The organism is Streptomyces sp. NPDC007901, assembly GCF_042959465.1.
Classification (GTDB): Bacteria; Actinomycetota; Actinomycetes; order Streptomycetales; family Streptomycetaceae; genus Streptomyces.
Window position 1 is genome coordinate 26,935 of record NZ_JBIBKW010000029.1, and the last position, 14,203, is coordinate 41,137.

The window sequence follows — 14,203 nt, forward strand, 5'->3', positions numbered from 1 at the left end:
GGTGCCGAATCCGTCCAGCGGGAAGGTCAACCAGCATTACGCGCCCACAAGTTGCTACGCCACGTGATCACACATTCACGGAACAATGAACTTCGATCCCGCCCGCCCACCGCCCACACCTGATCGGCCCGTGGCCCCAAGACGAGCACCCCGTACGCCGTGTGGTGAGAAGTTCCCAGTTTTCCTTGCAATCCGGCGCTGCACCAACGTCAATGGGAGACAAGGCACCCTCGGTGTCGGCCTTCCATCCGGAAGGGCCCGCCCCCGTGCCGAGACTCAACCAGGGGGCGAGCAGCATCCGCTCCCGCCTGACCCGGCGAATGGGTCAGGCGGGAGCGGAGCGGTCTACACGAGACAGATCCGACCGTAGCCGACCCCACTGACAGCGCACCCCGCCTGTGCCCCCAGAGCCTCCATGCGCCCCGGCGCACTACCCCCGGTCGCAGATCATGCGGGTCCGTCAGCACTACCGTGTGATCAGCCCGGCATCGTCGCCTTCGCCCCGCCGAAACAGGTCCGGCCCGCACCCCGGGGAGCAACAGACCAGCGGCACTGCGGAGTCGACGGCGAGTCCGGCGAACGGCGGCGCCGTCGTCGGGCGCCCCACCCTCCCGTAGAGCGTGTTCTCCACGGCATCTGAATCGCGTCGCGACCGCCTGCTCCCGGACGCCGGGTACGAGCGTGCGGCACCGCCGACATGACGACAGGAGAATCAGGCCGCCGCGCCCAGGCGGTGTGATTAGTTCGCCAGGCGGGTGAACCCGCATGCGACTGGCCGTCATACTGCTGCCCCGGCCGCTACGAAGATCACAACCTGTTCGTGATCTTCGAAACGGAGACCCGGCCGTGCGCCTCGCCCGTACCCGACGCACCCTGATCGCCGCGCTGTTCGCGCCGCTCGCCCTGCTCATCCCCACCACCAGCACCGCCGCCCACGCCGCCGAGGCGCCCGCGCACCAGCCCGTGCGCCACGTGCCGGGCGAGACGGTCACCCTGCCGGTCCGGGACGCGCTGGCCGCGCTGACCGTCGCGGACGAGAGCCGCGCCGGCTACTCCCGGGACAAGTTCAAGCACTGGACGGACGCGGACAAGGACGGCTGCAACGCCCGCGCCGAAGTCCTCCTGGAGGAAGCCGTTACCGCCCCCGAGGTCGGCGCGAAGTGCGCGCTGACCGGCGGCAGCTGGTATTCGGCGTACGACGACCGCTACTTCGACAGCGCGAGCAAGCTGGATGTCGACCACCTGGTCCCGCTCGCCGAGGCCTGGGACTCCGGCGCCTCCGCCTGGACGGCCAAGGAGCGCGAGGCCTACGCCAACGACCTCGACGACCCGCGTGCACTGATCGCGGTCTCGGCGGCCTCCAACCGGTCGAAACTCGACAAGGACCCGGCCCAGTGGCTGCCCCCCTACAGCCCCTACTGGTGCACCTACGTCACCGACTGGGTCGCCGACAAGACCCGCTACCAGCTGAGCATCGATCCCGCCGAGCAGGCCGCGCTCGCCGAGCGCCTCACCGCCTGCCCCGACCAGCCCATCACCGTCACCCTCGCCCACTAGACACACGTCCGGGCCCGCCGCTACGGGGGAAAGCGACGGGCCCGGACTTCTGCCACGCTCCCACACCACCGCCGCCGGCGCACGGCCTTCGCATCCTGCATTCCCGGCCGGCCTCGGCCGGGTCACTGGCCGCCCGGTCAGCTGAGGCCGAGGCGGGTGAGCGCGGTCGTCCAGTCGGTGACGATGGCCTGCTGCGCGGCGGCGAGGGTGACCTTGCCGGAGCAGACCGCGGTGTGCAGCTTCGTCTCGACCGGGTCCTTGAGGTTGTTCACCCCGGATCCCTTCTTGTGGCCGGGGTCGGTCGGCTCCACCCACAGATTGCGGTAGTCGTTAGGGTCGCCGCCGAGCTGAAGGCTGATCAGATGGTCGTACTCGGCGTCCCGCATGCTCCCGGTGAACCCGTAGGAGGCCGCGTTCAGTTTCTTCTCCTTGCCCGTCACGTAGGTGGAAGGGCGCACCCCGGAGGTGTAGCCGCCCTTGCGGCAGATCGTCGACGCCAGGTTCGCCTGGGTGACGGCCGGGGAGACCGCGCCCGGCGTGCACGCCGGGTCCTCCAGGGGCTCGCCCTTCTCGTACCGGTAGTGGCACGACCCCGCCGCCGGCTGCTGCTGGACCGTGTACTTCTTCTGCGGACCGGCCCCCACCGCGATCGCCCGGCCCGCTCCCTTCGCCCCCGACGCCGCTCCCGGCGCGCTCGTGGTCCCGGACGGCGACGAGCCGCCCAGCGAAGCGGACTTGCAGCCCGCGAGCAGCAGACAGGACAGCACCACGGTCATCGTGGCGCGGCGGGTGAATGACATGACAGCCCCTCATGGTCGGGCGACAGCTGCCCAGATGCTGCCCTACCAGGCCGGCGCCGTAGCGCACGGGGTGGGGCGCGCGGACGCACACCCGGCGTACACCCGCCCGCAGAGCTCAGAGCGAGGGACCTGCACCGGCACGGACACGGGCCTCACCGTGCTGGCGTGGACGTACGGGCTAGAGCAGGCGCCGGGTTGCTGGCGATCGGGTGGCAGTTGTCTCGCCCGGTCGGCGGCGGACACCGATCGCTCCGGATCCGGCGGCGCCCCCTGGAGCAGGGAGCGTCGCCGGACCGGTGTGCCGTAAGCCGGGCCCGGGGTCACCGGTCGCCGGCACCGCCGGGTGGGTCAGCGGCGCGTGGCGCCGCCGTTGCGGTGTTCCCCGCGGTGCTGGCCCCAGGTGACCTCGTCGACGACACGGTCGTGGTTGTTGCGCAGGATCGCGGTGTCGGCGTCGTTGTTCCACACGTAGGCGCGGCGGTCCTGGTACACGTCGGTGGCGCTGTCGCGGCCCTCACCGGTGTGGACGCGGACCGTCGCCCGGCCCTCCAGGCGGAAGTGGCGGAAGGTGAAGGTGTGGCCTGCCTCGTCGGTCAGCGTCCAGTCGTCCAGGTTCACCGCCCGGCGGGTGGAGTTGGTGATGTCCAACCACTCCTTGTTCAGCGAGCGGTTGGAGCGGTCGTCGCGTCCCGGGGAGTCGTACTGCACGGCGCTGATGACCACGTCGTGGTGCGGGCGGGCCGGGTGCTGGCCCACGGCCGCGGCGGGCAGCGCGAACGTCCCCATAACGGCGGCGGCCACGGCAGCGGCGGCGGTCAGACGACGGGCGGAAACGGATACGGACACGAGGTCCCCCTTCTCGGGGCCGGACACTCCTGGGAAGGCGACGGAAAGTCGCAGGCCACTTGGGGTGCGTTGTACGGTTCGGCGGCCGGTCGGCCGTGCACCCACACACTGCCCACGGTGCGGAGGAAATGTGATGGACAAGCGAACGTCATGACAGTTCCGTCATATTTCCATGACTCTCACATGCAACATCCATGTATGCGTCGAATGCGTGATGTTGACGGAGGCTCACCGATGAATCCTTTGGGGCCTACGGCTTCTCCGGGGGTCGCCACTCCTGTACGCAGTCTCCGCCGTCTTGGCCGTCACCCGAAAGTGCGCAACAGGCACCATGCCCCATACGGACCTCCACACCCATGACTGCGGCGGCTGTCGCGCGGCCAGAAAGAGTAGGTTGGCGCGTCGCCCTTCGCGCAGGCTGAACCTGTTGCCTGTCCAGGGGCCACAGCCGGGCGCGACAGCGAGTTTCTGGCGGTATCCGGCTGCCGCACTGGAGGTCCAGTTGGCCGCCGCGCTCACACCGGGGCCGAAGTGCAAGGTGTTGTCGGCGTGCGCGTGCACGGGAGAACCCATTGGACAAAAGTTGCGTTGTTGCATGCGGCGATATCCAGCGGAGCACGTCCTGAACCCTGGATGATGGGTAACTAGCCGGTGACGGAAAGTGAAGAGAGGCGATGCTGTGGGGGCTACGATGACCACGCAGGAGACCGATCACGCGGGGGACTTCCCTCCGCGCTGTTCCTCCGAGCAGCACCTGGGCGGAGCGCACCGGCGTCCGCGGTCCGATGGCGGCCGGGCTCTGTCGTCCGCTGTGTTCATAGCCGCATGCACGGTCTTCGGGCTCGCCGTGGCCGCCGCGGCGGTTCTGGCCGCGCCCCGTCATGAGCGTACGGCGGTGTTTCTGGCCGTACAGGCTGCGGCGACCTTCCTGGCAGTGATCCTGGGACTGCTGCGCCGCACACGCCGTGCTTCAGATACTTCGTCCGGCGTTACCTGGGCGGCCGCGGGCGAGTATCAGGGCACGGCCGTCAACGGCGGCGGTGCGATCCCTGGCCCCGGCTAGAACTGCGGCCGCCTCCGCGCCGTCCCGGCCCCCCGCGCTTTCCGGAGTGGCTGGTGCTGCGGCGGCGGCTCACGGTTGCCACGCCCACTCCGCCAACCGATGTCGCCGTTCCCGAGGCGATTGCCCAGCCGGGGACGCCCGCGGCGTGAGCGGCCATCACGGTTGCGATCAGTGATGCTGGCAGCAGCAGCACGAGCAGGGCGAGCTGGAACACGGCAGGCCACGCCGTGTCATTTTTCGTGAAGACCCGTTCCGAAAATCGGTCCAGAAAATCCAGAAAGCTTTCAGGCGGGGTACCGGAACGGTCATTTGGCGTTCCCGTTCCCCGGCTATAGATATGTGCAGCATCCGCAGAAGAGGGGCGTCCCGTGCCGTCCCGCCCTGAACCGCGGCGTCCATTCGGGCGGGCCCCGTTCTGCGAGGGAATATCCGACGTTCCGGAACCGGACTCAGGCATCCCTGATGCCGTGGGAACAGGATCGGGCACCGGGAACTCCTGACTGATACACACCAACATGAAGCAGCGTGAGCCGCCCCCACCGCACCGAGCAGCAAACCAGCCCCCGGTCACAGGCAGAACGCATCCGCATCGGGCACCGCCTGCGGCGATCCTCTGATCGTCTTTGCCCATCCGCACGTCGTCACGCCATCGGCCCCGCGTGACAGCCACGCACGGACGGAAGCACAATCTATAGCTCCCGGACTCCCGGCACGCGTGCGCTCAAGAATGCGGAACCGGCAATCGGTGAACCTCTCGCACCCCCGGCTCAACAACAACACCCTCTACATGCCTGTTCGGACTCCCGAACCCGCGACGGGGTTCCTGAAACGCAGCCTTTTCACCCCGGGGAGTGACACCGCCCGGCCCAAGACAGGAGGTTTCCTCCGTGGCTCCGGACACCAGCAGGGACTCAAAAACTAGTACGTGAGGCGCTAACCGACTGCAGGACCCGATCTTCATATCTGACCGGTGACCTGCCGGGCAGTTCTGACCGGTGACCCGCCTGGCAGTATCAGCTGACGGTGATCAGGATCCCGAGATCCTCTCCTTCGGCGGCGAGCTCGACTCACTGCCCACTCCTCTGCCTGCGACCCGGGCCAGGCCGCCGAGATCATTCGCATTGCGCTGGAACAGGGCGGGTCAGCACACCGAACCGACCGGACTCAGACTTGAGGCAGGGGGCCGAGATGGCGAGAGGCCGGTGCGTGATGGCGGAGGAGATGGGGGCCGCGCTGTCCCTGTTCCTGGAGCGGTCGCACACTGCCTCGCCGCTGCAGGTAGCGCAGCTGGTCGACGAGGCGGCCCGCCGGCTGGGCATGTTGTCGGCAGTCGTCTACCTGGCGGACGTGCAGGAGGACCAGCTGGTGCCCCTGCCCAGCAGCGACCGGCAGGGCGACGTCGCTCTGCCGGTGGAGGGGACGGTGGCGGGATGGGCGTACCGGACCATGTCGCTGCGGCTCTCCCGCCGCCGGCCGCTGGCGGTGTGGCTGCCGCTGGTCGACGGCATCGCGCGGATCGGAGTGCTGCGCGTCACCGCCGACCAGCTCACCCCCGCAGTGCTGGACGGCGCCACGCAGCTGGCCGCGGTGACCGCGCTGACCATCGTGTCCAAGAGCGGATTCAGCGACCTGTTCAGCCGAACCTCCCGCCAGCGCCCGATGACCACCGCGGCGGAGATGGTGTGGGCGTTCCTGCCGCCGCGCACCCTGGGCACGGACAAGGTCACCTCCAGCGCCGTGCTGGAGCCCGCCTACGAGGTCGGCGGGGATGCTTTCGACCACGGCCTGGACGACGGACGCCTGCACCTGACCGTGGTCGACGCGATGGGCCACGACCTGGCCGCGGGACTGGCCTCCGCCGTCGCCCTGGGCGGCTGCCGGTCCACCCGCCGCGCGGGCGGCACCCTGACCGACATCACCGACCGGATCGACGAAGACCTGCACCGATGGCGGCCCGGCGGCCTGCTCACCGGCGTCTTCGCGCACCTCGACCTCGACACCGGACAACTGGACTGGATCAACGCCGGCCATCCGCCGCCGCTCCTGATCCGCGCCCACCACATTGTCCCCGGAGCGCTGGAAGCCCGCGGCGAGCTGCCGCTCGGCCTCGGCCCGGGCTACCATCCGTCCCGGACCGTGCACCAGGCCTACCTGGAACCCGGCGACCGCGTCCTGATCCACACCGACGGAGTCACCGAGGCCCGCTCCGGAGCCGGCCGGCTCTTCGGCGAGGACCAGCTGGTCGACTTCGTCACCCGCGCGCTCGCCGCCGGCGAACCCGCCCCCGAAGCCCTGCGCCGCCTCATCCACGCCATCCTCGACCACCACCACGGCCACCTACAGGACGACGCCACCATCCTCCTCGCCGAATGGCACCCGGACACCGACGCCCGCCCGCGATAACCCACCGTCGACCCCGAGCACCGCACCGGCACCCCCGCGCACATCGAGGCCAGCCGCTGCCTCCGTCTGTACCCGCGAAGCCGTGCCCTGGCAGCCGTCGCCACCACCACCTGGCTCCCCTACGGCGACCTCCACCACTACGCACACTCCGCCTGCCCCGGTGTGCGGTGGAACTACCTACCCGTCTTCGAACGCCACCTCACCCCGCCCCACTACACCCCTGACGCACTCCTGCTCGGGACAGACACCGTCGCCCGCCGCTACCGCCAGGCGCTCAACGCCGCCGCTACGGCACCGCATCCACAGACCGTCTGACCAGGCACAACGGCTGCGGCCCTGAACACCGGAGAGGTGTTCAGGGCCGCAGCCGTATATGCGGGAAGGCTCAGACGGCGTCCGGGTCGATACCCTGCGCACGGGCGAGAGCGAACAGGACCCGTTCGATCGAGTCCAGACGTTGCGCGATCGGCCGGTCCCCCGGCGCGCCGATGGCGTTGGCGAGGGAGTCGATGTTCCCGAACGCCGTGCGCTGCTGCTCACGGATCGCCGCCAGCTCTTCGCTGTGGTCCGCGAGCGTGCGACCGGTGCGGAACGCTTCCGCTTCCAGGTCCCGCAGCCGTCCGTCGTACGTCCCCGCCTCATTCGCCATGCTCACCATCCTGTCAGACCAGCGCCCCGGACATTGCCCCGCTGACACACTCCGCGAACGGTCAGCACGGTTCGCTGCCCAGCTGACGACCGTCGGGAGAGACCGGTTACACGATCAGTCGGTGACGTGCACGGTGACGTACAGGTCCCCGGGCATTCCGCCGTGCTGCCCCGGCGCACCCAGCTCCCTGAGCCGGACCTTCTGCCCGTCCTTGACGCCGGCGGGGATACGGACCTTGAAGGTGCGCCGATCGCGGACGACCCGGCCCTCCCCCTTGCACGTGGTGCAGGCCAGCACCCTCGTCTCGTCACCTCTGGGGGCGCAGTCACGGCAGTTCTCATGGGAGGTCATGCGCAGGGGAATGACCACACCGTCGGTGGCTTCGTCCGGGCGGAGGTGGACCTCGGAAGTGATGTCGGCGCCGCGGCTGGCTGGAGGGTCACCGATGGGCCGCGTCTCACCGAAGTAGCTGTCGCTGATGTCCTCGAGGCGGTCGTAGACCTCATCGGCGCTGTCCAGCCGCTGGGCGGGGTCCTTGGCCAGGAGCTGGCTGACCAGCCGTTCCAGTTCCGCAGGCGCGTCCGGGCGCAGGGTGCGCAGCGGGGCGGGCGGTTCCTTGAGGTGCTGGTTGATCAGCTGCCAGGACGTGCCGGTGAAGGGCCGGCGTCCGGTGACCGCCTCGAAGAGCACGCATCCGAGCGAGTACAGGTCGGAGCGGTGGTCGAAGGAGCCTGACAGCGCCTCGGGCGCCATGTAGGCCGGGGTACCGATCAGGACACCGGTGGTGGTGATGTCGTGCCGCGCGTCGCTGCCCTTGGTGATGCCGAAGTCCACCACCGTCGCCTCACCGTCGTCGTCCAGGACCATGATGTTGGACGGCTTGATGTCCCGGTGGGTGAGGCCCGCCTCGTGCGCGGCGCCCAGGGCGTCGGCGACACACGACGCCGTGTACAGGGCCGTCGGCAGGGGCAGTCGGCCGGCTTCCAGGACGGAGCTGAGGGACTTGCCGGAAAGCAGCTGCATCACCAGGTACGCGTACGGCCGTCCTCGGTGCACCGCGGAGCCGAAGTCGTGCACGGTGACGATGTGCGGATGGGACAGGCCGCCGGCGACCGCGGCCTCGCGGGCGAACCGGGCCACCTGCCGGTCGTGGTCCGCGCTGCCGTCACTGGTGAGGACCTTGACCGCCACCAGGCGGTCGACCCGCGGATCGTGCGCTCGCCAGACCTGCCCGAAGCCGCCCGCACCGACGGGCTCGATCAGCCGGTAGCGGCCGTCCAGCACGGTCCCTGCCTGCACGGCTCCCCCTTCTCGGTGCGCAACGCGACGCACGGCGTACCAGCCATGTACCCGTAACGCTACGCCGGGACAACTACCAGTAACAGGGGGTGCTGATCTATGAGTTGGGCTCACGCCGTGGTCCGCAGCGCACCCGCCTCCCGGACGGCGGCCGCCGTCCCGGCCTTCCGGGCCGCACGCTCCTTCCGGGCCCGGCGCAGGGCGGCGGCCTCGGTCGCCGCGGCCTGGCGGCGGCGCTCGGCACGGGCCGTCTCGATCGCGGCCGGAGCGTCGTCCGGCGGCTCGGGGAAGGCGCGGCGGCTGAGCGCACGCATCGCGCGGGTCTGACGGGCGACGGCCTCCGCGATGCCCGGGTCGATCCGGCTGGGCGGCGCGGCGGACCGGTGCGCGGCAACGGCCTGGTGGTAGCCCTCGGGCGCTGGCCTCCGGGGCTCCACCGGCACATCGAGGGCGGCCGCGGCCGCCGGGGCGGGCTGCGTTGTACGACGCTCTGGCGCGGCGCCGGCGGGCAGGACGCGGATCGTGTGCACGGCGTCGGTGTCGGCCGTGTGGTTCGCCATGGCGATGATCCGGGCGGTGATGAGCCGGAGCTGGGTGGCGTAGGCGGGCGAGTCGGGGAGCAGGTCCAGCTGCCGGGTCGCCGGGTTGTAGGCGACGGCGCTGACGTGGCTGGGCAGCTGTGGCGAGATGCCGGCCGCGATGTCGGGCCAGCGGTCCAGCACGGTGCCGCCGGCGGCCGGAACCTCCCAGGCCCGGTCGGCCATCAGGCCCTGGAGCACGGCGGCGAACCCGCTCGGTTCCCGCCCGTCGCGCCGTACGGCGGTCTGCTGGCGGCGGCGCGGGGTGCGGGCCTCGCTGTCGCCGCGCTTCTTGGCGGCCTCGCGGGCCTGGTGCAGGGCGACCCGCGCGAGGTCGACGCCGGACACCGCCGGGGCGGTGCCGCTGGTCTGCTCGGCAAGGTTGATCGTCTCGGTCACGTGGTCCTCCTACCGGTATCGGATGGTCGTCAGCGAGCTGTGGGCGAGGCGCTCGATCTGCTGGGCGCGTCGCACCAGGTCCGCGCCGAAGATCCGCAGCGCCGTCTCCTTGCCGAAGCCCGTGATCAGCGTCGTCTCGCCCTGCATCAGCTCGCCCTCGGCTGTGGCGATCAGCGCGGCGAGCTCTTCGGCGCCCAGCTCCAGGCCCGCGTCCTGGCCGTCGCCGACGTCGCCCGGGTCCTGGCGCCGACCACCGTGATCCAGTTCCCTGACCTGGGCGAACGCAGCCTCCACCTCGAGGCGGACGGAGCGGCTGACCGGGGCCTGCCAGTCGCCCTCGTACCGCTCGGTGCGGGCCCGGACCTGCCGGATGCGGTCACGGCGGGCGGCCTCCTGGGTGCCGCGCCACTGCTCGATCGCAGCGGTGCGCTTGGCGGGGGTGTCCAGGACGTTCTCCGCGTTGGCCAGCAGCACGGCGAGCAGGCCGGAGCCCCGACGGACGTGCGCCGCCTCGCCGCGGAAGTGCAGCCAGGCCTTCACATCGGTGAGGGTCCATCCGGCATCGGCGACGGTACGGGCGACCCAGGCGATCCGGGGCACCGAGTAGCCGCGCAGCCAGCCCAGCTCCTGGGTGAGCTCCCTCGCCAGCTGGAAGCGACGACCGACGGTGTTCAGCTTCCGGCGACCGCCGGCCTTGGCCTTGGACTTCTTCGGGGTGGGGGACTTGCTGACCCCGCTTGCGAGCTTGCTCTCAGGGGGGAGGGAAGTAGAACCCGCAGTGGAAAGACCTGAGGTACCGACCTGCATTGGGGTGCAACGGACCTCATCCGAAACAGCCGTCACAACCCTCTGCTCAGCACCCCTGCGGGCACCCTTCGCCGGGGCCTTCGACGACGTCTTCGAGCGCGGCTTGCGGACCTTGCGGGCCGCCTTCTTCGCGAGCTTCGCCATCAGCTCCCGGCCGGCCTCCGCGATCCCGCACGCCGCGCGCGTGTACGCGGGCGCGTCCTCATCGCGCAGCACCGTGCGGATCCCCAGCGCCTGGTCGAACTCCACCGGGACCATCCGCGTGAACTCGCTCGCCTGCGCCGTCTCCCCGGAGATACGGGTCCCGCGCACGATGTACGCGAGCAGCCCGGCCTCCCGCAGCATCCCCAGGTGGTACTCCACCGAGCGCTCGGACAGACCGGTGCGGCGCACCAGGTACCCGACGCCCGGACGGCACGGGAACAGCTGCGCGAGCTCCTGGGCTACCCGCACCGTCGTCGGCCCGAACGAGCGCGGCCCGTGCGACCGGTACCGCCGCGGCTTGTACAGCCCGGATCCGGCGACCCAGTGGACCGCCTGCATCCACGAGTAGCCCTCCGGCGCGATCCGGCCCGTCGACGTCGACAGCCACTGATCCGCCTCCGGCACGTACAGCGCGGGCAGCACAGCGACCGCGACGTCGTCGGACGACGAACGCGCGGCGGGAATCATCGCGACGGCCGGTGCCGCCACGGTGCTCACCGGTCCGCCCGGAAGGACGTCAGGGCATGATCCATTCGGCGACCATGGACCAGGTCACCTGTGGACAGAATCTGCTGAGCGGCAGCAGGCCTGTGGATGACGGTTCCGGACGCGGATGCGACGGGAGCCGGGGAGAGGTGCACACCTTCTACGGGTGTCGAGATCGCGTCCCGTGTGACACCGAACGTGCGCGAGATCGCAAAGCCGCCCCGAACAACAGGACGTACCGGGCGAATCGGGCTGTGAGATTGCGTCACACGGGATGTCGTGGGCGAGCAAAAGCGCACGAAACAGGCATAAGCGGGCTGGCGAAAGCCCGCGCGGTCGTGCAGAATGACGACGTCCTCCTTCTATGAGGGTGGAAATGGCGAAGCCCCTCGTGGCGCTTCGTGGTTCGGCGAGAACCAGAGATCGAACTGTTCGACCGGGTGCGAACCGGACGGACAATCCCTTCGGAGGGCGTGCGAAACCCTCCGGAGACAGATGGGGCGCCAGCCGGGGTGATTGCGAGTCACCTGGGTAGCTGAGCGTCCCGGCGGCGAAGCCGCCCCAGACCTAGGTCATCTCAACCCCCTCTGCGGAGGGCTGGTCGGGGTGCGCGGGAACGCGAGAAAGCCCCGCTGACGTGCATCGCGAGTGATCGCGGATACGGCGGGGATCTTGTGTGCGGGCGAAGGCCCACGGGTACAGTGGTGCCATGAACACCGAGGACCTCCAAACCAGGTTCTCTACACCCCCGGTGCTTACCAAGGCGCCGGGGTTTTCCATATTCAGATAGATCTTGATCGCAGCCACCATACTCCGCTGATCACGCTTCGCGTAGAGGGGGGCGTGGGCGAGTCGGTGAGACGTGTGTGAAAGGGGCATCTCGCGGTGCTGGAACGTGGGCTGACGGTGGCTCAGGGCAAGATGAGCGGCATGCCTGACTCCCCCGCGGACATCCTTCCAACCACGTACGCGACGGCCGCGCAGCAGCGCACGTACATCGCCACCATGGAGAAGATCCGCGCAGCTCGGAAGCCCGGCGATCCCATCCGCGTCTACATCTGCGCCTCGCCGCACATCGCGCGACGCCCGCAGTGGGACGAACGAGTCGCGAAGATCCGCCACCGCCTCCCCGGCGTGGAGCTGCTGCAGTTCGACGACGTCTTCACCCCGGAGAACTACGCGCAGAAGTGGCCGGAGCTCGCACCGACCTTCGACGGCCTGGTCGTCGTCGGTCCCACCAAGCGAGGCGCGAACGGTCACGTCTACCTTCTCGGTGAAGTCGCCCGCCTCGAGGTCATCGACATCGTCAAGACCGGCAAGCCGGTCCTCCTGCACGCCCGCCGGTACGGCCTCATCCCGTTCGTCGACTGCAAGATCCACCGTGTCGGCACGCCAGAACGACTCCGCACGAAGGTCACTGCTCCGGCCGGCTGGGACCCGAAGGACTACGAGCCGACTCTCCAGGCCGCCCTCCGCGCACTGCGGCCACGCCGCACCGACACGGAGAAGATGCACGACGACACTCCCCCGCACCTGGCCCATCCGTTCGCCGCACCTCCCCGATGACGTCGTCGACCTGTTGTCGACTAAGAACGTGCAGGTCGCGCTTGTAGTGCCCATGATCCGAGCAGACTTTTCCGGATTCGCCAAGAGGGTTATGCCGGATTCGCCGGATCTCCCGTCCAGCGGGCAACTTTCCCAGTTGGCCGCCCGCCTGACGGGAAGCAGAGGACCAGAACAGCATTCACGATCAACGCCCGATGCACCAGGAAGAGGGGCTTCCGGTAGGAACGTACAAATGCTTTGGTCGATCCTGCCTGGAGGCTGCAGAGCCGATGCATCGGACCGTCGGGTTGACGTCACTGGCCACCCCGAAGTTCGCGAAGGTGAGCGACGAAAGCCTGCGCCTCGGAGGCGTGCGCGTAGCGGGACTGGAGCGCCTGCCCGAGGTCGGCGGCCACCATCGCGAGCGACGGCAGAGACTTCCGGTCCCCGGCCAGTGCCTTCTCCCCATATGCGAGGGCGGTGTCGAGATCGCCCTCACGGGCCGCGACGACACCGAGAGTCACTCGCGCCTCCGCGTTCCGCATAGGTGAGCGTTCCGTACCGTCGAAGTCAGTCCCGGCCCGGATCACCTCATTCGCCAGCTGCTCCGCGAGCCGGTTCTCGCCCGACTTCCTCAGCGCGTCCATGCGGTAGAAGTCGTACTTGCCCGGGTCAACGACGAAGTGATTCTCGATGTTCTCCGGGTACGGGAGGCGCTCCAGGAGCTGCCGTCCCTGATCGAGCGCGACCTCCGTCTGGGATCGATCCCCCAGCCGCGCCCACGCCTTGGCCTTCTGCGCATACAGCTGCGCGGCGACGCTCTCGTTTGGCGCGACTGAGATGCCGGCGTCCGCGGCGGCGATGACACCGCGGTAGTCGCCGCGCGTCAGTGCGAACCAGGCACGCATCTCGTGCGCCCAACCCTGCACACTCAGCTCCCCGGCCTCCTGACCGAGCATCAGCGCGGCCTGCCTGGTTGCCTCCGCGTCGCGCGGTCGTCCCGAGTCGTACTCCACACAGCCCACCAGGAGCGACAGCTTCCCGGCGAGCGCGATGAGCTCGCGGTGCTGAGCCAGGCTGACCCGCTGGTGCTGGAGACCTACGACCCGGGCCAGCCACGCCTTGCCTTCAACGAGCAGCTGGTCGGCGGGCATGTACGCGTACTCGCAGCACAGCCGATCGGCCGTGATCCGTAGCGCGTCCAACGTCGCCACGTCCACGTCGGACGCGCGCAGCCGGGCGATGATGTCCACGGTGTCCATGCCGCTGACCTGCAAGACCTCGGAACGTCCGTCACGCCGGCCCTTCTCGGGGAAGAACGCGCCCGTGGTCGTGCCGAAGGTCTGAGCGATCACCGACCGATACTTCGAGGGCTGAGCCTCACCGGCCTCCCACCGCTTCCACTGACGCAACAGGTCCTGCTCGCTCACGGCCTGGTCCTCGGGGAGGCGGGCCATCATGGCGCGCACCGCGTCGGTCTGCGACCACTCCCGCGCCGCCCGCTCCTCAACCATCCGGCGTGCCCAGTCAGGACGCTCGTCAGCAGTCATCGCCAATCCCCTTCCCC

Annotated in this window: 12 protein-coding genes; 5 read left to right on the forward strand and 7 right to left on the reverse strand. The window is 69.7% G+C overall.

Translation table 11 applies throughout. From position 1 onward, the window contains the following. Positions 1–846: 846 nt before the first annotated feature. Entirely contained in the window at positions 847–1,557 is a 711-nt protein-coding gene (locus ACFZDK_RS49180) for a DUF1524 domain-containing protein (protein ID WP_390984052.1), read from the forward strand. A gap of 137 nt (positions 1,558–1,694) precedes the next feature. Here the strand turns inward: ACFZDK_RS49180 and ACFZDK_RS49185 are convergent, their stop codons facing one another. Both ACFZDK_RS49185 and ACFZDK_RS49190 read right to left on the reverse strand, forming a co-directional pair. Further along, complete coding sequence (locus ACFZDK_RS49185) at positions 1,695–2,357, reverse strand: hypothetical protein (RefSeq protein ID WP_390984055.1); 663 nt, start codon at positions 2,355–2,357, stop codon at positions 1,695–1,697. 348 nt (positions 2,358–2,705) lie between these two features. Continuing rightward, the gene (locus tag ACFZDK_RS49190) at positions 2,706–3,143 is read right to left on the reverse strand and encodes a lamin tail domain-containing protein (RefSeq protein ID WP_390984247.1); all 438 of its coding nucleotides are present in this window, start codon (positions 3,141–3,143) and stop codon (positions 2,706–2,708) included. 751 nt (positions 3,144–3,894) lie between these two features. Here ACFZDK_RS49190 and ACFZDK_RS49195 point away from each other — a divergent pair. From ACFZDK_RS49195 to ACFZDK_RS49205, 3 genes are all read left to right on the forward strand, one after another. Continuing rightward, a complete protein-coding gene (locus ACFZDK_RS49195; RefSeq protein WP_390984057.1) occupies positions 3,895–4,266 on the forward strand; it encodes a hypothetical protein in 372 nt (123 codons plus the stop codon). 1,188 nt (positions 4,267–5,454) lie between these two features. Further along, positions 5,455–6,669 (forward strand): SpoIIE family protein phosphatase, encoded by a 1,215-nt coding sequence (locus ACFZDK_RS49200; RefSeq protein WP_390984059.1) that lies wholly within the window; start codon positions 5,455–5,457, stop codon positions 6,667–6,669. Between the two features lie 162 nt (positions 6,670–6,831). Further along, complete coding sequence (locus ACFZDK_RS49205; protein ID WP_390984062.1) at positions 6,832–6,984, forward strand: hypothetical protein; 153 nt, start codon at positions 6,832–6,834, stop codon at positions 6,982–6,984. 70 nt (positions 6,985–7,054) lie between these two features. On the opposite strand, the gene ACFZDK_RS49210 is transcribed toward ACFZDK_RS49205, so the two are convergent. From ACFZDK_RS49210 to ACFZDK_RS49225, 4 genes are all read right to left on the reverse strand, one after another. Beyond that, entirely contained in the window at positions 7,055–7,318 is a 264-nt protein-coding gene (locus ACFZDK_RS49210; RefSeq protein ID WP_390984065.1) for a hypothetical protein, read from the reverse strand. 114 nt (positions 7,319–7,432) lie between these two features. Beyond that, positions 7,433–8,617 (reverse strand): protein kinase, encoded by a 1,185-nt coding sequence (locus tag ACFZDK_RS49215; protein ID WP_390984067.1) that lies wholly within the window; start codon positions 8,615–8,617, stop codon positions 7,433–7,435. Positions 8,618–8,727: 110 nt separating this feature from the next. Then, the gene (locus tag ACFZDK_RS49220; protein WP_390984070.1) at positions 8,728–9,594 is read right to left on the reverse strand and encodes a DciA family protein; all 867 of its coding nucleotides are present in this window, start codon (positions 9,592–9,594) and stop codon (positions 8,728–8,730) included. Positions 9,595–9,603: 9 nt separating this feature from the next. Beyond that, positions 9,604–11,073, reverse strand: coding sequence for a winged helix-turn-helix domain-containing protein (locus ACFZDK_RS49225; protein WP_390984249.1), 1,470 nt, complete (start codon positions 11,071–11,073; stop codon positions 9,604–9,606). 948 nt (positions 11,074–12,021) lie between these two features. Between ACFZDK_RS49225 and ACFZDK_RS49230 the strand changes: the two genes are divergently transcribed. Continuing rightward, entirely contained in the window at positions 12,022–12,657 is a 636-nt protein-coding gene (locus ACFZDK_RS49230; RefSeq protein ID WP_390984072.1) for a hypothetical protein, read from the forward strand. A gap of 293 nt (positions 12,658–12,950) precedes the next feature. On the opposite strand, the gene ACFZDK_RS49235 is transcribed toward ACFZDK_RS49230, so the two are convergent. Then, positions 12,951–14,186 (reverse strand): XRE family transcriptional regulator, encoded by a 1,236-nt coding sequence (locus tag ACFZDK_RS49235; protein ID WP_390984075.1) that lies wholly within the window; start codon positions 14,184–14,186, stop codon positions 12,951–12,953. Positions 14,187–14,203: the final 17 nt, after the last annotated feature.

Excerpts from the sequence above, each read along its gene's own strand:
- ACFZDK_RS49195 (WP_390984057.1), top strand. The coding sequence starts at position 3,895 with ATGACCACGCAGGAGACCGATCACGCGGGGGACTTCCCTCCGCGCTGT.
- ACFZDK_RS49190 (WP_390984247.1), bottom strand. The coding sequence starts at position 3,143 with ATGGGGACGTTCGCGCTGCCCGCCGCGGCCGTGGGCCAGCACCCGGCC.
- ACFZDK_RS49230 (WP_390984072.1), top strand. The coding sequence starts at position 12,022 with ATGCCTGACTCCCCCGCGGACATCCTTCCAACCACGTACGCGACGGCC.
- ACFZDK_RS49235 (WP_390984075.1), bottom strand. The coding sequence starts at position 14,186 with ATGACTGCTGACGAGCGTCCTGACTGGGCACGCCGGATGGTTGAGGAG.
- ACFZDK_RS49210 (WP_390984065.1), bottom strand. The coding sequence starts at position 7,318 with ATGGCGAATGAGGCGGGGACGTACGACGGACGGCTGCGGGACCTGGAA.
- ACFZDK_RS49185 (WP_390984055.1), bottom strand. The coding sequence starts at position 2,357 with ATGTCATTCACCCGCCGCGCCACGATGACCGTGGTGCTGTCCTGTCTG.
- ACFZDK_RS49225 (WP_390984249.1), bottom strand. The coding sequence starts at position 11,073 with ATGATTCCCGCCGCGCGTTCGTCGTCCGACGACGTCGCGGTCGCTGTG.
- ACFZDK_RS49200 (WP_390984059.1), top strand. The coding sequence starts at position 5,455 with ATGGCGAGAGGCCGGTGCGTGATGGCGGAGGAGATGGGGGCCGCGCTG.